Source organism: Elusimicrobiota bacterium (assembly GCA_016218575.1).
GTDB lineage: Bacteria > Elusimicrobiota > Elusimicrobia > UBA1565 > UBA9628 > JACRDN01.
The window spans coordinates 1-20937 of the sequence record JACRDN010000005.1; the positions used below are offsets into that span (position 1 = coordinate 1).

General features: G+C 62.4%; 19 protein-coding genes and 2 tRNA genes. 5 read left to right on the top strand and 16 right to left on the bottom strand.

The genetic code is table 11. From position 1 onward, the window contains the following. Nucleotides 1-390 precede the first annotated feature (390 nt). Nucleotides 391-1059 (top strand): response regulator transcription factor, encoded by a 669-nt coding sequence (locus HY921_00500; protein MBI5629346.1) that lies wholly within the window; start codon nucleotides 391-393, stop codon nucleotides 1057-1059. A gap of 58 nt (nucleotides 1060-1117) precedes the next feature. Here HY921_00500 and HY921_00505 read toward each other — a convergent pair whose 3' ends face one another. From HY921_00505 to HY921_00580, 16 genes are all read right to left on the bottom strand, one after another. Further along, nucleotides 1118-3556 (bottom strand): HEAT repeat domain-containing protein, encoded by a 2439-nt coding sequence (locus HY921_00505; GenBank protein MBI5629347.1) that lies wholly within the window; start codon nucleotides 3554-3556, stop codon nucleotides 1118-1120. Further along, entirely contained in the window at nucleotides 3553-4800 is a 1248-nt protein-coding gene (locus HY921_00510) for an acyl-CoA dehydrogenase family protein (protein ID MBI5629348.1), read from the bottom strand. The genes HY921_00505 and HY921_00510 overlap by 4 nt, the downstream gene beginning before the upstream one ends. A 1-nt stretch (nucleotide 4801) precedes the next feature. Then, nucleotides 4802-5476: a ribonuclease III gene (gene rnc, locus HY921_00515; protein MBI5629349.1), complete on the bottom strand. Its 675-nt coding sequence runs from the start codon at nucleotides 5474-5476 to the stop codon at nucleotides 4802-4804. A 21-nt stretch (nucleotides 5477-5497) separates the two neighbouring features. Continuing rightward, nucleotides 5498-5743: an acyl carrier protein gene (gene acpP / locus HY921_00520; GenBank protein ID MBI5629350.1), complete on the bottom strand. Its 246-nt coding sequence runs from the start codon at nucleotides 5741-5743 to the stop codon at nucleotides 5498-5500. Between the two features lie 38 nt (nucleotides 5744-5781). Next, complete coding sequence (fabG, locus tag HY921_00525) at nucleotides 5782-6564, bottom strand: 3-oxoacyl-[acyl-carrier-protein] reductase (protein ID MBI5629351.1); 783 nt, start codon at nucleotides 6562-6564, stop codon at nucleotides 5782-5784. A gap of 91 nt (nucleotides 6565-6655) precedes the next feature. Further along, nucleotides 6656-6883, bottom strand: coding sequence for a 50S ribosomal protein L32 (rpmF, locus tag HY921_00530; protein ID MBI5629352.1), 228 nt, complete (start codon nucleotides 6881-6883; stop codon nucleotides 6656-6658). A gap of 37 nt (nucleotides 6884-6920) precedes the next feature. After that, entirely contained in the window at nucleotides 6921-7343 is a 423-nt protein-coding gene (locus tag HY921_00535) for a DUF177 domain-containing protein (GenBank protein MBI5629353.1), read from the bottom strand. Beyond that, on the bottom strand, nucleotides 7330-8301 hold the full coding sequence (locus HY921_00540) for a glycosyltransferase family 2 protein (protein ID MBI5629354.1): 972 nt from the start codon (nucleotides 8299-8301) through the stop codon (nucleotides 7330-7332). The genes HY921_00535 and HY921_00540 overlap by 14 nt, the downstream gene beginning before the upstream one ends. 18 nt (nucleotides 8302-8319) lie before the next feature. Continuing rightward, nucleotides 8320-9696: an NADP-dependent isocitrate dehydrogenase gene (locus HY921_00545; protein MBI5629355.1), complete on the bottom strand. Its 1377-nt coding sequence runs from the start codon at nucleotides 9694-9696 to the stop codon at nucleotides 8320-8322. Nucleotides 9697-9917: 221 nt separating this feature from the next. Beyond that, nucleotides 9918-11489, bottom strand: coding sequence for a hypothetical protein (locus HY921_00550; GenBank protein ID MBI5629356.1), 1572 nt, complete (start codon nucleotides 11487-11489; stop codon nucleotides 9918-9920). Between the two features lies 1 nt (nucleotide 11490). Next, nucleotides 11491-12351 (bottom strand): patatin-like phospholipase family protein, encoded by an 861-nt coding sequence (locus HY921_00555; protein ID MBI5629357.1) that lies wholly within the window; start codon nucleotides 12349-12351, stop codon nucleotides 11491-11493. Beyond that, complete coding sequence (locus HY921_00560; GenBank protein MBI5629358.1) at nucleotides 12335-13489, bottom strand: glycosyltransferase family 4 protein; 1155 nt, start codon at nucleotides 13487-13489, stop codon at nucleotides 12335-12337. Before HY921_00560 ends, HY921_00555 begins: the two co-directional genes overlap by 17 nt. After that, nucleotides 13486-15336: a SpoIID/LytB domain-containing protein gene (locus HY921_00565; protein ID MBI5629359.1), complete on the bottom strand. Its 1851-nt coding sequence runs from the start codon at nucleotides 15334-15336 to the stop codon at nucleotides 13486-13488. Before HY921_00565 ends, HY921_00560 begins: the two co-directional genes overlap by 4 nt. Further along, nucleotides 15333-15854 (bottom strand): hypothetical protein, encoded by a 522-nt coding sequence (locus HY921_00570; GenBank protein ID MBI5629360.1) that lies wholly within the window; start codon nucleotides 15852-15854, stop codon nucleotides 15333-15335. The genes HY921_00565 and HY921_00570 overlap by 4 nt, the downstream gene beginning before the upstream one ends. A 9-nt stretch (nucleotides 15855-15863) precedes the next feature. Next, nucleotides 15864-16361, bottom strand: a complete 498-nt coding sequence (locus tag HY921_00575; protein ID MBI5629361.1) for a hypothetical protein — start codon at nucleotides 16359-16361, stop codon at nucleotides 15864-15866. A 12-nt stretch (nucleotides 16362-16373) separates the two neighbouring features. After that, nucleotides 16374-17963, bottom strand: a complete 1590-nt coding sequence (locus HY921_00580; protein ID MBI5629362.1) for a hypothetical protein — start codon at nucleotides 17961-17963, stop codon at nucleotides 16374-16376. A gap of 245 nt (nucleotides 17964-18208) precedes the next feature. On the opposite strand from HY921_00580, the gene HY921_00585 reads away from it, so the two are divergent. The 4 genes from HY921_00585 (at nucleotide 18209) to tig (ending at nucleotide 20906) form a co-directional block, all read left to right on the top strand. Beyond that, the gene (locus tag HY921_00585) at nucleotides 18209-19162 is read left to right on the top strand and encodes an NADP-dependent oxidoreductase (protein ID MBI5629363.1); all 954 of its coding nucleotides are present in this window, start codon (nucleotides 18209-18211) and stop codon (nucleotides 19160-19162) included. Between the two features lie 107 nt (nucleotides 19163-19269). Next, nucleotides 19270-19342: transfer RNA gene (locus tag HY921_00590), tRNA-Lys, on the top strand. Between the two features lie 93 nt (nucleotides 19343-19435). Beyond that, a tRNA-Leu gene (locus tag HY921_00595) sits at nucleotides 19436-19519 on the top strand. Nucleotides 19520-19619: 100 nt separating this feature from the next. Further along, nucleotides 19620-20906: a trigger factor gene (tig, locus tag HY921_00600; protein MBI5629364.1), complete on the top strand. Its 1287-nt coding sequence runs from the start codon at nucleotides 19620-19622 to the stop codon at nucleotides 20904-20906. The last annotated feature ends 31 nt before the right edge of the window (nucleotides 20907-20937 follow it).

A 20937-nucleotide genomic window follows, 5' to 3' on the forward strand; every position in this document is an offset into this window, starting at 1 on the left:
AGCAATGTTCCTGCGCTGGCCGCGATTGGAACCGAAGAGCAAGCGGAGGTGAGGCAACTAGTCGCGGCCTAAAAAGTTAGAATGAATCCCTCACCAATTAGGTTACGCTACGCAATTTCCCCGGACATCGGGGCACGGCCGACCAGAGAGACGGGGGCTTATCCACCGAACTTCGCTGCGAAGTTCGGTGGATAAGTTCTTCGGGACCTTGGACCCAGGGGGCTCGGGAGGTCCCGTCGGAAAATAGGTCCAAAGGCCTAAATCCAGGTAGGTCCAAAAAAAGGGAAGGACTGCCCTAATGGCCCCTGCCGCTTTACGCCTTCCGGCTATTCTTAAGAGGTCGCGGCCATACGATGGCGGCGCAGAAATACGGGCAAGAGAGGAATAGAAATGGCAAAAAGAAAGATCAGTGTCGTCATCGCCGATGACCAGACCCTCTTTCGAGAGGGGATCAAGGATCTTCTCGAGAACGAGAAAGCGCTTGAGGTGGTCGGAGAGGCTGCGGACGGGCAGGAGGCGATCAAGGTGGTCAAGAAGCTGCGGCCAAACGTCATCCTGCTGGACATCAAGCTGCCCCACATGGACGGGATCGAGGCGACGCGCATGATTCACCGGGAATGCCCCAACACCAACGTGCTGATCTTATCCTCCTATGAGGATGAGTCCCACGTGATGGAGGCGATACAGGCCGGAGCCAACGGCTACCTGTCCAAGATGCTGCCGGCCTCTGAGCTTGTCAACGCGCTCAAGGCTTTCGCCAACGAGGGCGTCATGATCCCCCAGCCGGTGATGAGCAAGCTCATAGATGGCCTGCGCCAGATGGGCAGCGCCTCGGCCGAGGCCTCGCTCGTGGCCCTGACCAAGACGGAGATCAAGGTCCTGGCCCTCCTGGGGAAAGGCCAGTCCAACAAGGAGATAGCGGCCAAGCTCGACTGCAGCGTCAAGACCGTCAAGAACCACCTGAACAGCATGTTCCAGAAGCTGGGCGTGTCCAATCGCACCGAGGCCGTGGTCAAGGGAATAGACCTGGGCCTCATCTCGGCCGAAAAAGCCGACTAGCACCCGGCAGCAGCGCCGCGCTGAGTTGGGCTGGGACGGAAATTCTCTGCGTTAAAAATCACTTATTGCCCGGCGGCTCGATTCCCGCCCGGATATGGGCGATTGCCTCCTCGGCGTAGACCCGGACCCGGCTGTTGGGGCTTTTGAGGGCCTTGGCGAGCGTGTCCAAGGCCCTGAAGTCCTCGAGTTCCCCTAGAAGGTGGATGGCGGCGAGATTAATGCGCTCATCGGGGTCCGAGCTCATCTCGCAGAGCCAGGGCACGACCTCCGCGGCCATGGGGGCGTACTCGGAAAGGGCGCGCATGGCCGAGAGCCGGCCCCAATAGCTTCTTGGAGGCAGGCAGGCCTTGTGGAGTGTTTGTAGAAGTCCGGGGGCTCTGGTGAGTGCCAGGCCCTGAAGCGCTCCCGAGGACAGGATCCCGCGGTAGCTGTCCTTGCCCAGATTCCTCTTGAGTGTCCCCGAGAAACGCTTGTCCTGCAGGGCCCCCAGGGCCCGGCAGGCGGCGGAGCGCACATGAAGACTGGCGTCCGCACTCGATAGGGAGAGGAATATTTTGGCGTTCTCCGGCCTCTTGTAGGCTCCCAAGGCATCTACCGCCGCGCGCCGCATTTTCGGATGCTCGAGCTTTAGCAGGCCCTTGAGGGCCGCGAATGCCTTCTCGCTTTCGATCGAGCCCAAGGCCCGGATCATCTCAGTGCCGGCTCCCCAGAAGGATTCCCGGCGCGCCGCCTTTTCAAGGAGGCTCACGGAGCCCTCGCCCCGCCAACGCGCCACGTCCCGGGCGGCCTCGAGCCGGCTCTGGGCTCGAGGCGCTTCCAGGAGTTGGTGGCGCCAGTGCGCCTGGGGTTTCTGGAAGTCCAGCTTCTTGAGGATCCTGTGCTCGGGGTCGAACTCCGCGTTGACGGGCGGTGCGGGCAGTCGGTATTGGAAGTGATGCTCCTTATCTGAGACGACTTCCGTGAAGGTCTTCACCCAGCCCCGCCCCGTGAATCGGATATCGACTGGAACCTTGAACAGCGGAGATTCTTCCGAGACGGGCTGGGTCTGCAGTATCCAGAGGCCCCCCTTCTTGGAACCAGGATCCCATGTGTATTGGACGCGAAAACGCGGGTAGCCGCTTTTGAACACCCATTGGTCGAAAAAGGAGCGCAAATTCCTGCCGGAAATTTCCTCCACGGCTTGGATGAGGTCGCTCGTCTCCACGCTCCGGTCGCGGAAGCACGTGAGGTAATGGTTGACGGCCTTCCACCATAGGTCGTCGCCCAACTCGTGGCGGAGCATGTGCAGGATCCAGGAGCCTTTCTCGTAGGTGTGGCGATCGAATAGGATCCAGGGGTACTTGAAGGTGGAGCAGACGATGGGGCGGCGGTAGCGCCGGGCGTCCTCGTCGAAGTAAATCCGCTTGTTCTGATGGAGTTCGTAGTCCGCCATGTCCCGGCCCTTGTCGTGCTCCTGGAAGAGCACCTCGAAGTAGGTGGCAAATCCCTCGTTGAGCCATGCGTGGGACCAATCCCTGCATGTGACCAGGTCCCCGAACCACTGGTGCGCGAGCTCATGGGCCATCAAGGTGTCCATGTCGTTGTCGAGGGCGGCGACCTCATCGACAAGCACCGCGTCGGTCTGGGTGGTGGCGGTGGTGTGCTCCATGCCCCCGGGGTACTCGGCGACCGCCACTTGGGCGTATTTCTCGTAGGGGTAACGGATTCCCGTCATCTTCGAGAAAAACTCCATGGCCTTGGGGGTTTTCCCCAGGCCCCGCCGGGCATCCCGTTCCCGGCCCTTCTCGCAGTAATAGGTGACGGGGATGTCCTCCCAGCGCTCCTCTATCTCGGCGAATTTTCCGGCCGCGAGACTTATGAGGTAGAGGGAGTGCGGCTGGAGCATTTTCCAGTGGTAGCTGATTTTTTTTCCCCGCGTCACGGTTTCGGCCAAGGTTCCGTTCGAGACGGCGCGGAAGCCCTCCGGCACCGTGATCTTGAGCTCGGAGGTGGCCTTCTCGTGAGGGCTGTCGTGGCAGGGGAACCAATACCGGGCGTCCTCTGGCTGGCTCTGGCTCCAGACTTGGACGGGGTTCTTAGGGTTGTGCGGGCCGGGATAGACGAAGTGGAGCCCGGCCTTGGGACGGACGACCCGGTAGCGGACCACGGCCTCTGCCTCCTGGCCCGCGCTCAAGGGGCGCGGGAGGGGCAGGACGAGCTTTTCCTTCTCCCGGCGGATTTTCACGGGCCTGCCGTCCACTGCGGCCGAGGAGACGGAGAGGTCCACCGCGTCGAATTCCAGGGAGCGGACTCCGTCCCTGTAGGCTTTGACCCGAGTCGCGCACAGCCCGGCCGCCGAGCGCGCGGCGAAGTCTATTTCGAGCTCCAGGCGCACGTGGAGAGTGTCGAAAGATCTGTCTGGCGCGTAGCGGGGGGTCTTGCCCAGCAAGGTCGCCTTCAGATTCGGCCCGCTCCCTCCGGAATGGTAGCGGGAGCAGCGCAGGAATTCCATGCTCAAGCGGCCACGGCCTCCCGCGCCTTGGACGCGGCTTCCTTGATTATCATCATGGCGATCTCATTTCTCTGGATTTGGTTGGTGCCCTCGTAGATCTGAGTGATCTTGGCGTCGCGCATGAATTTCTCAACGGGGAAGTCCCTCATGTAGCCGATGCCGCCGCACATTTGGACGCAGTCGGTCGTAACCTTCATGGCGGTGTCGGAGCAGAGCACCTTGCACATGGCGGACTCCTTGGTCCAGCGCTTGACCTCCAAGGCGTTCATCTCGTCGAACACGATGGTTCCCCCCTCCAGGGCCTTCACGATGGCGGGCTTCAAGGCTTTATCCATGGCGCGGGCCGTGCTGTAGAGAAGGGCCCGGGAGGCTTCGATCGAGGTCGCGCAATCGGCCAGCATGTGCTGTATGGCCTGGAAGCTCGCGATGGTCTGTCCGAATTGCTTGCGCACACGGATGTAGGCCAAGGTCTCGTCCAGGGCCCCTTGGGCCAAGCCCAAGGCCTGGGAGGCGACCCCCGGGCGGGACATGTCGAAGGTGTTCTGAGCGACGAAGAGCCCGTAGCCTTCCCTATAAAGGAGGTTCTCCTTGGGGATCCGGCAGTTGTTGAAGACGAGCTCATAGGTCGGTGAGGCGCGGATGCCCATCTTGGTCTCCTTCTTGCCGAAGGTGAACCCGGGGGTTCCTTTCTCGACCACGAAGGCGGAAATGCCCCTGGCCCCCCGGGCGGGGTTGGTCGAGGCGAACAAAGTGTAGATTTCGGCGGCGTGGCCGCTGGAGCAGAAGTTCTTGATGCCGTTGAGGACGTAGTGGCTTCCATCGAGGCGTGCCGTGCATTTGGTGGCCGTGGCGTCTGACCCGGCAGAGGGCTCGGTGATGGTGAAGGCCCCGAGTCTTTTGCCGGAGGCGATGTCGGTGAGCCATTTCTTCCTCTGACCAGGATTGCCGAACAAAAGGATCGGGATGGCGCATAGTCCCGAGGCGGCCACGGCCAGCGCGATCCCCGCGCAGGCGCGTGAGAGCTGCTCGGTCACCAAGACGAGCTCCAAGGTCCCCCCTCCCAGCCCCCCGTAGGCCTCGGGGAGGTACACCCCGAAAAGGTCGGCCTTGCGGATTTCCTCGACCACTGGCCAGGGGAACTCCTCCTCGGTGGCGTCGTAATGCTCGCGGACGGGCTTTACCTTCTGCTGGGCGATTTGATAGGCCAGGCCGATGATATCTCTTTGCGATTCCGTCAAGTCGTAGTCCATTTTAATTCTCCCCCAAATGCATCTGTTCCAAAGCGTTGCACGCGGCAGACTGCTCCGCGTCCTTCTTGCTTTTCCCCGAGCCTCTTCCCAATATTCTCTTGCCCATGTGGACCACGATCTGGAACGTCTTGTCGTGATCCGGGCCGACGGCATGGATCATCTCGTACGAAGGCGGCACCTTATGCTTCTTCTGGAGGACTTCCTGCAGGCGGCTTTTGTAGTCTGTTTCCTTGAGGTGGGCATGCCGCCCAGCGCACCACTGGCGTATGAAGCGGGCCACGGCCTGGTAGCCTCCGTCCAGATAAAGCGCCCCGATGATGGCCTCGATGGCGTTGGCCAGGAGGCTCTGCCTGGCCCTGCCTCCGGAGCTTTCCTCCCCTATCCCTAAATAGAGGTAGGCTCCGAGGTTGAGGTCCGCGGCCCAATGGGCCAGGCTTGGCCGGGAGACCAGCTGCGACTTTTTCTTGGAAAGTCGGCCCTCATCCTCCAGCGGATAGTCATCGTAAAGCTGATGAGCCACGACGGCCGCCAGAATGCTGTCTCCCAAGAACTCGAGGCGCTCATTGCAGACTCCGGACTGGGTCTCGGAAGCGTAGGATTTATGGGACAGGGCTTCCTTGAGCAATTCCGGATTCCTGAAATGATGGCCTAGGACCTCCTCTAGAGGCTTGTGCACATTTGCGTCCGCCCGTGGGGTCTATTTTTTTGCGTGCGCCTGGATGTAATCGATGGCCTGGCCCACGGTCTGGATTTTTTCGGCCTGCTCATCGGGGATTTCGGTGTCGAACTCCTCCTCGAGAGCCATCACGAGCTCCACGGTGTCGAGGGAGTCGGCCCCCAGGTCGTTGACGAAATGGGCTTGGGGAGTCACTTCGGCAGCGTCCACACCCAGCTGCTCCACGATGATTTGCTTTACCCGATCTGCGACGTTGGTGTCCGCCATGTCCTTGTCCTCCTTGTCTCTCTATTTGCCCCAGCGCGTCACATGTACCCGCCGCCGTTGACGTTGAGCACGTGGCCAGTCACGTAAGACGACTCCTCGCACGACAGGAAAAGCACGGCGCGGGCGACGTCTATGGGCTCTCCCATTCTGCCCAGAAGAATTTTGTTCATGAGCTTGGCTTTCTCGGCCTCCGGGATGACCTCGGTAAGCCGCGTCTTGATGAATCCCGGGGCCACGGCGTTGACCAGGATGTTGCGCGAGGCGAACTCCCTGGCGCAGGATTTGGTCATGGCGATGAGGCCGCCTTTGGAGGCCGAATAATTGGCCTGGCCGCCGTTTCCTTCCTCCCCGACGATCGAGGCGATGTTCACGATCCGGCCCGAGTGCGCCTTGAGCATCGGGCGGAGCGCGGCCTTGGTGAAGTTGAAGGCCCCCTTGAGGTTGACGTCGAGGACCAGGTCCCAATCGGCCTCCGACATTCTGAGAACCAGGTTGTCGCGCGTGATGCCGGCATTGTTGACCAATATATCAATTTTCCCCAATTTATCCAAGGCGGCCTTGACGACGGCCTCGCAATCCTCGTGGCGGGTGACGTCGGCCTTGAGGCCGAGGGTTCTGGCGCCCGAAGCCTCAAGCTTCTTGGCCGATTGTTCGACCGCGGCGAAATCGATGTCGACCATCACGACGCTAGCGCCTTCCCGGCAGAAAAGATCGGAAATGGCCAGACCAATGCCCTGCGCCGCTCCAGTGACGATGGCGACCTTCCCCGTGAGCCGTCGGACGGACGGGGCTTGAGTTTGAACGGCTGTTTCTGGACTCATAGCTCTCTCCTTGCGGACTGTTGCGGCGTGAAGCGCGCCGACGGCACCATCATAACTCATTTTCGGCGCCGCCGCGAGAGGCTTGACCCCGCTACTTCTGATCTCCCGAAGAGTCTTGGCCCTTGGACTTTTTCTGCTTGGGGGCCACGGCTATCTGCCCGCCGTAGCTGCCGCAGTGAGGGCAGACCGTATGAGGCCTCCTCAGCTTCCCGCAGGCCGGGTTGGAGCAGGGTGCGAGCGCGGGGCGCTCCAGCTTCCAGTTCTGCGAGCGGCGGCTGTCACGGCGGGAACGCGTGTGCTTCCTTTTTGGATTGGGCATATCAGGGCTCCTTGAAAAACTTTGATAATTTTAGCATTTATGGGAGAGGGCAACCGCAAGGGGTTGCGTTATTATTGGCCCCGCATCTGAGGCAGAGTCCGCGGCAGTCGGGTCTGCAGCAGGACTTCAGGGGCAGGGCCAAGACCAAAGCCTGGCGCACATCCTCGGCCGCGTCCAGGATGGTCTCCGAGGCCGGGCAGGAGCCCTCTATTTTCGCGGTATAAGGGAAAGTCTGCCAAGCCAGGCATCGGCAGCACTCCAACTCCCACCGGCCTGCAACGAAACCGCGGTAGAGCAATACCTCGCCTTTCACGTGAAAGGCGAGGTCGACGTGAAGGGGAGCATCGAGCTTTGCCTGGCCCTCCAGGACGTCCTGGAACATTTCAGGCTCCAGGTCCGTCTTCAACTCCCAGCGCCCCTGGGGCGTGAGACTCCTGATGTCGTATCTAGAGATATCCATCGCGGCTGAAACCCAAGGTTTCCCTCACGAAGTAGGCGGGTTTGTCCTTGATGTCGAAGTAAACCCGCACCAGGATCTCGGCCAAAAGCCCCAAGAGGATCAGCTGTATGCCGATGAGGGCGAAGAAGATCGAGATCTGGAAGAGGGGCTGATCTTTCACGTAGATGCCCCTAAAAAACTTGTTGTACAGAGTGACCCCGGCCAGGGCCGAGCCCAGCAATCCCATGAGCAGGCCTCCCCCTCCGAAAAGGTAGATGGGCTTGGCCATGTAGACGTCCATGAACTTAACGGTGAGCAGGTCGAGGAGCACCTTGAACGTTCGGGAAATCCCATATTTTGAGGAGCCCTTGAGACGCGGCCTGTGGTTGACCGGGATCTCTGCGATCCGCGCGCCCAAGAAGCCGGTGAAGGCCGGCACGAAGCGGTGCATCTCGCCGTAGAGGCGCAGGGGCTTCAAGTACTCGGCCCGGTAGAGCTTGAGGGTGCAGCCGTAGTCGTGGAGATGAATTCCCGTCACCATGGAGATAAAGCCGTTGGCGACTTGGGAGGGCAGGCGTCGGGACAGCCAGGGGTCCTTGCGGTCCTTGCGCCAGCCGCTCACCACGTCGAAGCCTTCCTCGAGCTTGGCGAGCATTTTCTTGAGCTCGCGCGGGTCGTTCTGCCCGTCGCCGTCGAGGCAGGCGATGAGCCTGCCCCGGCTGTATTTGATTCCGGCGGAGAGTGCCGCGGTCTGGCCCGCGTTGCGGCCCAGTTTCACGGCCTTGAAGCGGGGGTGGCGCGCCAGGAGATTCTTGATCTGGGAGTAGGTGTCATCGGTCGAGCCGTCGTCGATGAAGAGCACCTCGTGCTCGAGCTGTAATTCCGCGAGAGCCTGGGAGAGCTCTTCCCCCACTCCGGGAATGTTTTCCCCCTCGTTATAGACGGGGACCAGTACGCTCAGCGCGACCGTTTCTGGCACTTATTTCGTAACGAGCATTTATCGCGAGAGGGCTGGCGCGCGGACCGCCATGTTCTTGACGATCTCGGCCCCGAACTCCGAGGTCTTGAGCTTCTTGGCCCCCTGCATCTGCCGCTCGAGGTCGTAGGTCACCGTCTTGTTCTGGATGGTCTTCTCCAAGGCCGCGACGATGAGGTCGGCCGCCTCCTGCCAGCCCAGGTGCTCGAGCATCATGACCCCCGAGAGGATCAAGGAGCCGGGGTTGACCATGTCCTTGTTGGTGTACTTGGGAGCGGTGCCGTGTGTCGCCTCGAAGACCGCCACGCCGTCGCCGATGTTGGCGCCGGGGGCGATGCCGAGCCCGCCCACCTGGGCCGCGGCCGCATCCGAGATGTAATCCCCGTTCAAGTTCGGGGTGGCGAGCACGCTGTACTCGTCGGGGCGCAGGAGGAGCTGCTGAAAGGTTTGGTCGGCTATGCGGTCCTTGACGAGGACCTTTCCGGCCGGCATCTTGCCGCCGTGGTTGTCCCAAAGCTCTGCCTCGGTGACGATCTTGTCGCGGAACTCGTCGCGGGCCACCTCGTAGCCCCAGTCCCGGAAGGCCCCTTCCGTGAACTTCTGTATGTTGCCTTTGTGGACCATGGTGACCGAGGGCTTCTTGTGGTCCACGGCGTACTGGATCGCCATGCGCACCAGCCTTTTGCTGCCGGTAAGGGAGATCGGCTTGATGCCGATGCCGGAGTCCGGGTTGAACTTCTTGCCCATTTCCTTCGTGAGGAACTCGTAAACTTTTTTCTGCTCCGGGGTGCCGTACTCGAACTCGATTCCCGCGTAAACGTCCTCGGTGTTCTCGCGGAAGATCACGATGTTGAACTTGTGGGGCTCCTTGACCGGGCAGGGCACTCCGGTAAACCAGCGCACCGGGCGCACGCAGGCGTAGAGGTCCAGCTTCTGCCGGAGGCCCACGTTGACCGAGCGAAAGCGAGGAGTCACCCACTCCGAGGAGCATTTCACGCATTTCTCGGGGCGCTTGCCGCCCGCCTCGTTCTGTTCCGCGGAGCAGACCAGGCACACGAAGCGGTGGCTGCCGACCGGGGTGGTGAGGGGGCCCTTGATGGCCACGCGAAACTCGCGGATGGCGTCCAAGGTCTCCTGGGGGAGAACGGTGTCCTTGTCGTAGTTCTGGAGTGCCGTCAGGCCCGCCGAGACCTCCATCCAGGCGACGGCTTTCTTGCCGCCGTAGGCCTTTTCCACGGCGCCGTCGAGCACCACCTGGGTGGCGCGCCAGAGGTCCGGGCCAGTGCCGTCGCCGGGGAAATAAGGGATGATGGGGCGATCAGGGACGGACAACTTGCCCCCCTTCAATTCGATCTTCTCGCCCTGCGCCGGAACGTTGATCTTCTTGTAGCTTGCCATGATCACCCTCCCTCTGATAAAAACCTCAAATTTTGCACATACTAGCATTTTTGTCTGGACTCGTCAGCAGGATGAAGTCGCCGAGGCGGATAAAGAACCTGCGCCCCCTGCCTCACTCCATGGAGCTTCGATTCCAGAGCGGGGCTATCTAAAAGATATCCACCGAACTTCGCGGCGAAGTTCGGTGGATATCTTCCGGCCAGGGAGCGCGGCCCGGTTATTTAACCGCGCAACTGGAATAAATACAGCGTGTTTTCCCGGGACCAGTCCGGCCTTCCTGAGAGAAGCCGGAGCGTGGTGAAGGCAGAGGGCTCCGGGGACACTTCGACCTCTCCCGCCAAGCGGTACTCGCGCGACAGGAATTCCCGCATGGCTTGCTGGAACATCTCCCCCCAAGGCGAGAAAATCAAGTTCGACGAGGGCTGGCCGCTGTAGACGATGAATTTCGGGCGGGCTCTCTCCAAGTCCCGCATTTCCTGGAGGTAATCGCGCTCTCCTCTGGGGAACAAAGTCAGGGGATAGGACGTGATATGCCGGGTCGCGGCCCGACGCTGGGAGTGTATGTATATCTGGGGCTCGGAGCCGAAGACGTAAATGCTGTCCGTCGGGCGCGAGTGCTTGCGGATGTAGGCCGCGATAGGGTAGGATTCGTAAAGGGGGTTGGGGTAAAGTAGTCGCCTCGCAGCGACTTGCGGCGAGGCCTGGAAGTATATGTCGCGCCGGTCCCATACCGGATAGAGGAGTGCCGCGGCAAGAAGAAGGGGCGCCGTTCTTTGGAGAAGTGAGTTCTTGCTCGCCCCTGCTTCCTGCAGCCCTCCCGCCGCCGCCAAGGCCATGGCCGGAGCGGCTTGTAGAAAGTAGTGTGGAAAAAAATAAAAACCCGCCCCTATTCCAAGGAGGCTCGTGCCAAGCCAAACCGCGGCCAGGCGCTCTTCCGGACGGCGCGGGCCCGCCGCGTAAAGCCCAACGAGGGCCGAAAGATAAATGGGCCAAAGTCCTCTCAGGAATTGCGGCAGCAAGGTCCCGATAAGCCACCGGCCTTGGAGCGCCAAGGCCGGTCCATTTGCCATGACGCGGACGTAATCGAGGTTTCGCCAAAAAGCCTGCTCGAGAAAATCTCCGAGGCCTCCCCTGAGCCAAAAATAGGCGGCGAGGGTTGCGGGTGCTACGGCAGTCGCGGCGAGATAAAGAACCGCGGCCTTCGCCTTCCACCGCAGCGCCTTTCCCCAGCAGGTCAAGGCCAGAAAGCCGAGGACGCTCCAAGCGCAGGTGGGCTTGGTCATGAGAGCCCCGCCCGCGGCAAGTCCGGCCAGTCCCAGGCATGGCCAAGGCGCGCGCGCGGCCCAACTTTTTTTCACGCCCCAGGCGCATATCGCCATCGCCAGGCACAGAAAGACTTCCGTGTTCGCCGTGAACCCCATGTCCCCGATGGGCGCGGGGGAGAGCACCGCGAAGAACGCCGGGGCCGCTAGCCGCGCCCAGGGGCTCCATGATGCCGGGGTGGTCCAAAAGAGGAATGCCATGGTGGCCCAGGAGCTTATCAGGGCGGCCACCCGCGGGGCGTTGGGCCATAGGGAGAATCCGTAGGCCAGGCGGTAGATGAAGAATACCGCCGGAGGCTTCTGATTGTAGGCGTCGCGGTAGGCAAGCCCACCCTGCATCATGAGGCGCGCCTCGTAGGCGTATTCCCCCTCGTCGCAGGTCATGGGAAGGGCCAGGCCGTGCCAGCGCAGGGCCGCGTGCCCGGCCAGCATCGCCGCGAGGGCGGCGACGGTCAAGAGCTTGGACTTCATGTCATGCCAGATAGCGGCTGGGGTTGCTCATGAAGTCGTGGGCGTCCCGGGCGCCCAGGGAGATGGCGCGGGAGATGTTGGAGCCATTGAAGTCCAGCATGCCGAAGTCCAAAACTTGGGATGGGAAAAGCCTGAAAATACGGGGCGGCTCCGGGATACTCTTCAAGGAGGCTATTCCCTGGCCCATCAATGTTATCAGGGTTTGCCGGCCTTTCTGATCCAAGCGCGCGGCGATCCCATGGCGAACGCGGCTCCGTTCATCGGGCCGGACCACCTCAATGACGATGACATCGCGGCACGGGGAAAGGGGGTGGAAGCTCAATGGCTCGGCGCAGGGAACTCCTCCGTCGAAAAGACGTTCACGGCTTCCCTGGAATTCGACCTCGACCGGAGGAAAAATCAGGGGAACGGAGCAGCTCGCCGCCAAGTGGCGGGAGAGCGGCGCGTCCCAAGGTCCCTCCGGGTGGAAAAGCGCGTAGACCCGTCTGTCGCTCCGCAAGCGCGTCGAGATCACGGCCAGACGGCAGCGAGTCCGCTTCTGGGCCGCTGAGTCGTCCAGGGCGTAATCCACCTGTTCCCATACCGGGCGGTCCGAGCAGAGCGAGAGGGGCCACAGACGTGGAGAGAATCGCAGGATATGACCGTCGATCCGCTTCCAGCGCGAGAGCGCCGTCTCGCTGCGGTCTTGAGCGTAGGCGGCCGCAGCCAAGGCTCCGGCGCTGAATCCGAGAACGGAGTCGAAGGCCGGGCCGCGCGCTCTCTCGAAGGCGTGCAGGGCGGCGGCCTCCCAGCAGCCGAGCGCGCCTCCGCCTGACAAGGCCAGGCCCAGGGGTTTTCGGAAATACTCAGAAGAGCCGCTCATAGAGCCGCTCCTGCGCTTCGACCATCCTGTCGATGTCGAATTCCTCGGAGATGGTCCGGCTGGCGCGGTTTCCCAAATCCTTGCGCCTGGGCTCGTCCTTGAGAAGTTCCACGACCCTCTCGGCCAGGAGGTGGACGTTTCCCGGAGGGGCGGAGAATCCATTGATGCCGTCCTGGATCAAGTCTTTCACCCCGTCGGTCGCGTAGCAGACGCAGGGAAGACCCGACTTCATGGCCTCGACCAACGCCCGGGGAAGCCCTTCCCACAGGGAGGTAAGCACGAAGACGTCTGAGGCGGCCAGTATCTCAGGCACGTCCCGGCGCCAACCGAGCAGGCGCAGGCGGTTTCCCAGTCCCGAGGCGAGTATTCGGCATTCCAGGCGTGATCTTAAGGGGCCGTCACCCACGAAAACGAACTCCGCCTCCGGGAAAGAGCGCAGGACGGTCTCGGCCATGGACACGAAGTCCCCCGGATTTTTCTGGGGCTTGAGATTTCCCACCGAAGAGATCAGGGGCTTGTGCACTCCCACCCCCAGGGATTTTTTTTTGGCGGTCCGGTCGATGTCGGCGGCCGGCCAGCGGGAGAGCTCGACTCCCGAGCGGATGAGGGCGTACCGGCCGGGATCTCCCAACCCATGGCTCCGGGCGTAGTCCTGGTTGGCCTTCGACACGAAAATCAAGGCGCGGCTCAAGCCCGCGCATAGCCTCTCGAGGCGGACGTAGAAGCCCTTGCGGCGTGGAGGAAGATAATCGTGGAACCCGAAGCCGTGGTAGGTATGCGCGATGGCCGGAACTCCTGCCATCGCCGCGGCCAGGCGCCCGAGGATGCCGGCCTTGGAGCTGTGGGTATGCACCACGTCGGGCCTCTCGCTCAGGAACAGGTTGACGAGCTCGAGGAAGGCCAGGACGTCCTTCAAGGGATGAATCTCCCGCTCTAGGCCCTCCAGGAAGCGAAGGCTCCAGGAGGGTCTCCGGGCCTGGAGCGAGAGAGCCTGTTGGTCCAGCATCCCCCCCCGACCGCAAATGAGCCAAGGCTCGAAGCGCGCTGGATCGAGGTGGGATACGGTGTAAAGGGTGTTCTGCTGGGCGCCTCCCAGGTCCAGGCGGGTGATGATGTGGAAGACTTTGAGCCGCTTCACGGCCGTTTCTCGATCTTGAGCCTCGGGAAATAATGCGCGAGGATCGCCCTCCAATCCCGGCCCTGCTGGGCCAAGGCCATGGCCCCCGCCTGACAGAGGCCCAAACCCGAGCCAGAGCCAGCGCCCCAGAGCACGATGGAGGGCTCTGGAATGGAGATGACCGGACCGGGGCTGAACAAAGTCGAGGACAGCGAGCCGGGAGACAGGAAGTCCGCTATCGCCTTCTCGCCCTCCAAGAACGCGGAGCCTCGGCTGCCGCGTATCTCGAGGCGGCGAACGCGCCCGCCCGGACTTCGTTCGGTGACCGCGAGGGCCTTGATGGAGCCGACTTCCCCGATCATGTTCGCTCTCCTCTCCAGCTCCGAGACTTTAATGAATCGGATCCAGCGTGATTGAGCGATCGGGATGGAGCGGCCGGCTTGGCAAAAAATATCCCGCGGCGGGGCCTCGCGGACCCAGGCCTCGAAGTTGTCCGGCAAGGCATCGGGCTTGGGCGAGGCGGAGCCATCGCGCACCGAGGCCAGATGCGCCAGATCTTGCCCGCCTTGCTCCGTAGTGCCTCCGCAGTTTTCATGGTAGAAGGCCGGGACCAGGTGGCCCTCGAAGGCGAAGACCAGGTCTTGCGTGGCGTCCACGGCTTGGCTGGCCTCCCTCATCTCGGCGCTCACCCCGATGTATTTCTGGCATACGGCAGAATCGCATAGGTCGGCGCTCGCGGCCGACAGGCCGGCTTTGGACCGGGACTTGAGCCATAGGGCGAGGCTGCGGCAGACCACTGCCTGGGCCTTGTAGGCCTCGGCCGGGCTTCCGGGCGGCAAGGCCGCTCCCACGGCTCCGTAGAGGTATTCCGAGAAGGGCAGCTCGTTGACGGCGTAAAATCCCCCGGCCTGGGGTCGAAGCTCGATGTACCCGCGCAGCTCCCGGTCCCCGGGGTCGGCGGGCTGCTCCCCTTCCAGGCGCGCCTCTTGGAGAAGGAAGGAGCCGGGGCGGCGCAGGGGCACTAGGCGCAAGGGCTCCCGGCTAGAGGCCCTGAGGTTTCGTCCGGAATCGCGCAGCTCGACGGCCTCGTTATCCGGAGCCAAGCGCGCTTCCCACCCCTCATAGGCTTCCCCTTGAGCCAGCACCGCGGAGGAGCCGATCATGATCTCGAACGGCGAGTTGGAGGTCAATCGCAAGGAGCGCAGAGCGCCTGGGACTCCCTTCGGCGAGCTGAAAAGCCCGACGCGGATCAATTCTCCGGTCGGTCTGCTCTTTTCCGGGGCCTGGGCCGCCAGAAGCGGCCGGTTGAGCCTCCGGACTGACCGGTACTTCTCGACGTCCGGCATCTCCTTGGCCAGCCGCCCCGCGGCCCGAAGGGCCTCGTCATCGGCGGGGTCCAGGGCTAGAACCTGCTGGTAAAGCCGCCAGGCTGCGGCTTTTTCCTTAATAAGGCCATAGAGGCCCGCCATTTCCTTCAAGGCCTGTACATTGCCTGGGTCGAGTTCGAGGCTTTGGCGCAGATAGGATAGGGCGGCCTTGGTTTCCCCGCGCTTGGCGTGGATGCGCGCGATCTGCAGATAGGCCGCGGGAAGAATGTAGGGTCCATTGGAGAGAGCCTGGCGCAGTTCCTCCAGCGCCAAGTCAGGCTTGGACTGCTTGAGGGCCGTAAGGGCCAGGCCCAGGCGCGCCTGGGCTTGCTGCCCGGAACTGCTTGAACGCTCTAGGGCCTGCTTGAAATGATCGGCGGCCTCCTTGGCCTTGCCCTGGGAGAGGTTTTCCCACGCCGTTTCATTGAGGGATAAGGCCTGGTTCTGGGCCGCGGTCGGGGCCGAGACGGCGAGGCAAAGTGCCAGGGCTCTCCAGCTCATCGCCCGCCCTTTTTTCGCGCGGCTTTGCGCTTAAGCGCCCGCCCGCCCGTCGCCACTTCCCGCCGCGATGCGTCCTGGGGGATGAGCAAATCATCCTCCGATGGATCGGCGGGCGCGTACCGAGGTCCCTGCCGCGGCAGTTTCCCCGCGATCTCGGACAGGAGATCCAAGGCCTTTTTCCGGGAGCCAGGCGCGTTGTAGGCCAAGGCCCGGTCGGCTTGGGCGCGCAAGGCTCCCACGTTCGCGCCCTTGGCGGCGGCCTTATCGAGCAAAGCCGTCACGGCGCGGTATTTCGCCGCGACCTTGCGCGAAGCCTGCTCGTCTATCTCCTTGAGGATGTCCGCCCCGGCCGCTGGGGCCTCTCCTTGGGGAGGGTAGCGCCATTGTCGGTAGAGCTTGGCGAAATTCCCAGTGAAAAAAGATTGATAGCGCAGGGCCAGAACGAGCGCGGCCGCGCAAAGGAGATAGCGCGGCTTGGTGAGAAGACTCAAGAGCCATTCCATGGTATTCTTTAGCACTTTTGTCCTTCAAGAGGAAGGGCTGCTGATCGCGATCAGGATTTTGTTCGCGTAGGCGGGAAGCAGGTCCGTCTTCTCGATCATCTTTTCGATCTCGAGCATCAGGTAGATGGAATCCGTGAAGAACGGCGAGTTGCGGATGTTTTGGTGCGCCATGAGGGCCTTTTCTTGGAGCCCCCGTATTTCCCTCTGGAGGACGCTGATGTCCCTGAACAGGGCTTGGGCCGCCTTGATCGCATCTTCTTCATAGCGGGCCGTGCGCTCCAGGCGCGCCATGAAGTTTGGTATTTCCACGACATCGGCGGCCAAAGTCTTGAGAATTTTGCGGAATACCTGCAAATCGTCGCCGAAGCCCCTGTCGCGCAGAGGAAAACCGTTTTTGAGAGCGTTGGCCACCTGCTGGGAACGGAACAGGATGTCGTCGGCCCGGCTCTGGGAGGCCCGAGCGCGGTCCGCGATGGCGGAGGCTTTTTCCTGCACCAGCTTGATGAGGTGCTGCTGGGACATGCCCTTAGGCCCTTAGGGCTTGAGCACTTCGTCCAAGAGCTCGTCTTCTCCGCCGCCCGCGGCCTTCTTTTCGGTGGCGGGCTTGGGGGGCTGAGCCTGGGAGGGTTCCTCGAAATCGGCTTTGCCGGGAGCGCCCGGAAGGAGAAGCTCGTCAAGGCTCTTCTTGGCGTCCTCCTTCTTGGTCAGTCTCCGTCGGGGCGCTTCTCGGGCGGTCCGGCGCCGCGCGGGCGTGGCCGCCTGAAAGGGTGATGCTTTGAGCACCTTCGGGGCGGATACCTTCCCGGAGAGTATTTCTTGCGCCGCGGCGTTCTGGGCGAACACCTTCTTGTCACCCAGGTGCACCTCGAAAGCGTAGGGGCGGTTGCCGCCGCCTTCCCCGGAGGTCGCATAGAAATTAACCTGGAAAATGTCCTCCTTGATTTTCTCCGCCAGCCACGGGCTCAGGTTGCCGCCCGCCGGGGCCGCGGCCTCGAGAGTCTCGCCCACGGTCTTACTCGCGTCGGGAAGAGGCCAGGTTTTGACCACTTCGACGGCCGCCTGCTTTTGCTGATCGACGTCCGCTTCGGGCTGTTGGGCCTGGGGTGCGGGGGGATGAACCCCTGCAGCATCTAGGGTGGCAGGGGGCATCGGGGAGGCGTCGATTTCTTTCCCGAGGGTCTGGAGCCCCTCGGGAAGCGTTTGGGGCTCGGCCGATTTCTTTGGCCGCTTATTCACGAGCAAAAAACCCCCCGCCAAGAGCGTGACGACGGACACGGCCGCCAGCGCGGCCTTGGCCCCGCCCTTTTTCTTAGGCGCCACGGGAGATGTTTGTGGCCCCATGGGCTCGGGCAGTTGGGGCTTGGGCGGCGCGAAGGATTCCTCCGCTCTGGCCGGGCCGGTCAGGGGCGGCAAGGTCGGGGTCAAGGGGGGAAGGTTCGGCCCGGGAAACGCCTTGGTCTCCATGGACTGCGCACCGGACGCGGGCTCGAAACTCATGAGCGCCGGCGCGCCAATCGCCGGAGCCGGCTCCGTGGGAACGGGGGGCGGGGCGGCCTTGAGCTCCGCCATCTTGCGCGTGAGTTCCTCTATGGTCTCGTTCTGCCGTTTAATGGTGGAAAGAAAATCATCCTGGGAGGCGGAGACCTTGTCGAGGCTCTCCTTCCAGCTTCCAGCCGAGGACAGCTTCTCCTCCAAGGCTCCCACCTTGAGAGCCAGCTCCTGGGCTTGGGCGAGCTTGTCGTTGAATTCCTTCTGAAGGGAGTGGACTTCCCCCTCCTTGAGGCGCAGCTCCTCCTGGAGCTGGGAGACGGTTCCCTCTAGAAGCGAGAATTTTTCCTGAAGGCTTCCGAGCGCGGCCAAATCCTTGAGGGTGTGCTCCGGCGGCAGGCGCCCGCACGCTCCGGCTCCGGCGGGCTCCTTGAGCGCCGAGGCCAACTCCCGGGCCTTCACCAAGGACACAGAGAGCTCGGACACCAGGCACGCTCTCTGCCAATCTCCCATATTGGTTCCCTTGCGCCCTTCCGGGCAAACCAAGGCCTCCCCGGAGTAAGAGGGCAGATGGGAGAGATCATCGGGCTCGTAGGGGCCCAGAACTTGATTGTTTTGGAATACCCAGTAGCGCATGCCTGAAGTATAACAGCCGCGCCAAAGGCGTCAATGTCTAAGTTGTTACGGGCTCCTCCATGGGCGCGGGACAAGTCCCAGGCCAGCCTAGGCCCTTTACCGGCCGCGGCATGGACCTTTGGACCCTGGGGCGGCCATAATATAAGATGCTATTCTTGAAAAATAGCGCGAGTTCTTTTGCTGCTGCTATTGGCCGGCTTATCTTGGGCCGCGGATTCCGGGCAAATGAATTGGGAGAACGAAACATGAAAGCGATGGTGATAGAATCATTCGGCGGGTCTGAGCAATTGAAGCTCATGGATGTTCCGAAGCCGGCTACGGCTCCTGCGGAAGTTCTTGTCAAGGTGGCTTATGCCTCGGTCAATCCCGTAGATTGGAAGATTCGAGAGGGGTACTTGAAGGATTTCATCCCGCATCAATTCCCGCTCATTCCGGGCTGGGACGCGGCCGGAACCGTGGAATCGGTCGGGCCCGCGGCGAAGGGGTTCAAGGCGGGCGATCGCGTATTCGCCTATTGCCGCAAGCCCGTCGTTCGGTGGGGAACCTATGCCCAGTATGTGGCGGTGGAGGCATCCGCCGCGGCCGCGATGCCGAAAAACCTGGACTTCGCCCAAGCCGCGGCTATCCCTTTGGTGGGGCTCACGGCTTGGCAGGCCTTGTTCGATTTCGCCGAGCTCAGGGCCGGGGAAAGCGTCCTGATTCTGGCCGGCGCGGGCGGCGTTGGAAGCCTGGCCATCCAGTTCGCGCGGGCGGCCGGCGCAGAGGTCCTCGCCACCGCGAGCCGGACAAAACACGGCTACTTAAGGGAGCTCGGGGCCCAGGAGGCCATAGATTACGCGCTTGAGGACCCCGCCGAGGCGGCGCGCCGCGTCCATCCCCAAGGGGTGGACGTGGTCCTGGACTGCGTGGGCGGCGACAGCCTCGTCAAAATCTTCGCCGCGGCCAAGGAAGGAGGGCGGCTGGTCAGCATCGTTGACGAGCCTGACCAGAAGCTCGCCGCGGCCAGAAAGCTCAAATCCGGATTCGTCTTCGTCGCTCCGAACGGATCCCAGCTGTCCCAGATTGCCCGCCTTATTGAGGAGGGGAGGGTTCGGCCTCCCCATATCTTGGAACGACCGCTTGAGGCGGCCGCCGCGGCCCAGGACGAGAACCAAGCGCGCCGCGTTACGGGCAAGGTCGTGCTGAAAGTCGCTTCCTAAGCCGTTGCAAAGATATCCCCAAAAGTTTCCCGCGAAGTTTTGGTGGATAAGTCGGCCTCGCCGGTGCGCCTTTTTTGGAGCGCCACATTTTTGTATAATCAATTGTTGGGCTATTAGCTCAATTGGTAGAGCAGGTCCCTCTTAAGGACAAGGTTATAGGTTCGAGTCCTATATAGCCCATAGAATTTGGCCCGAATTTCTCCCATATCCCCGCTAGGGTGTGGGCGTTTTTATTATAGCCGCGCGCCTCTCCGCGTGAGAGGCTTGCTACACGGGCAGGTGGCGGAACTGGCAGACGCGCACGGCTTAGGACCGTGTGGCCGAGAGGCCTTGGGGGTTCGAGTCCCCCCTTGCCCAGTCGCTTCCCTCCCCCATGGGGGAGGGAAGCTGCGCGTGGGGGCTTTGCGTTTTTTTTGATCTTTGCCGTTTTTAATTCGAGTTCGCAGGGGGTCTCGTCATGGGATTATTCAGCGTTCTGGACACAGCCAAGAAGGTCAAGTTTAAGAAGCTCAAGGAGGATGGGTGCCTTGTCTCGATCTCCGTGGAGATCCCCGCGGCGCATGTCGAGGACGAGACCCAGAACTTCCTGGTGAGGATCCAGCAGCGCGCCCGGGTTCCGGGATTTCGTCCCGGCAAGGCGCCCCTGGACTTGGTCAAGAAGCAGTTCATCGGCCATGCCCGTGAGGAGGCCCTCGACCACCTCATACGCAAGCACGTCCCGGAGGCCCTGCGGGAGCTCCGGATAAGGCCGGTGGTGGCACCCGCGGTTGAGGACGTTTCTTTCGAGGAAGGCAAGCCCCTGAGGCTCCAGGTCCGCGCCGAGACCGCCCCCGCGGTCTCCCCCAAGGACTACCTCAAGATCAAGGTCCAGCGCAAGGCCTATCCCGCCACCGAGGAGGCCCTGCAGGCGCGGCTTGAGGAGTTGCGAGAGGCCAACGCGCGCCTGGAAAGAGCCGAGGAGGAGGCGGTCGCGGTCCAGCACTACGCCGTGATCGACTACGAGGGCCTTCAGGACGGCAAGCCCATGGCCAACGTGAAGGGTCGCTCGGAGCTCGTGGACCTGTCCTCGGACCAGATACTCGAGGGTTTGGCCGCGGGGCTCTTGGGCCTCAAGCGCGGTCAGACCAAGCAGATCCCGGTCAAGCTCGGCGGCAAGGACGTGACCCTCTCGGCCACGCTTCGGGAGATCAAGCGTAAGGTCCTGCCCGCCTTGGACGCCGAGTTCGCCAAGGACCTGGGCTTCGGCGCTCTGGATGAACTCAAGGCCAAGCTCAAGGAAGTCATCGAGAGCGAGGGCCGCGGAAAAACCGAGAAGGAGGTCTCCCAGCAGATCGAGGAGGCTCTCCTCAAATCCAACCAGATCCCCCTGCCTCCCTCCTTGGCGGAGGCCCAGCTCGAGCACCGCATGGAGCAGCTCCGGCGCCAACTCATGGGGCCCAAGGGCCAGTGGCCGGCGGGTCAGCTGGAAGACCTCAAGGCCAAGCTCCGGCCCCAGGCCGAGAACGAGCTGCGCCTCTCCTACATTCTCCCCGCCATCGCCGAGAAGGAAAAGCTCCAGGTGCTAGATGACGAGGTCCAGGCCGAGCTCGATAAGAACCTGGCCGCGGCCGAGAGCGAGGAGAAGAAGGCGGATATCCGCAAGTTCTTTTCCGACCGCAAGGAGGCCGTGGTGGGAATGATCTCGGAGCGCAAGACCTTGGCCTTCATCAAGGAGAAGGCCGTCTATACCGAAGTCAAGGCGTAGGCAGTTGCCGGCCTCCGGCCAAAGGATTATA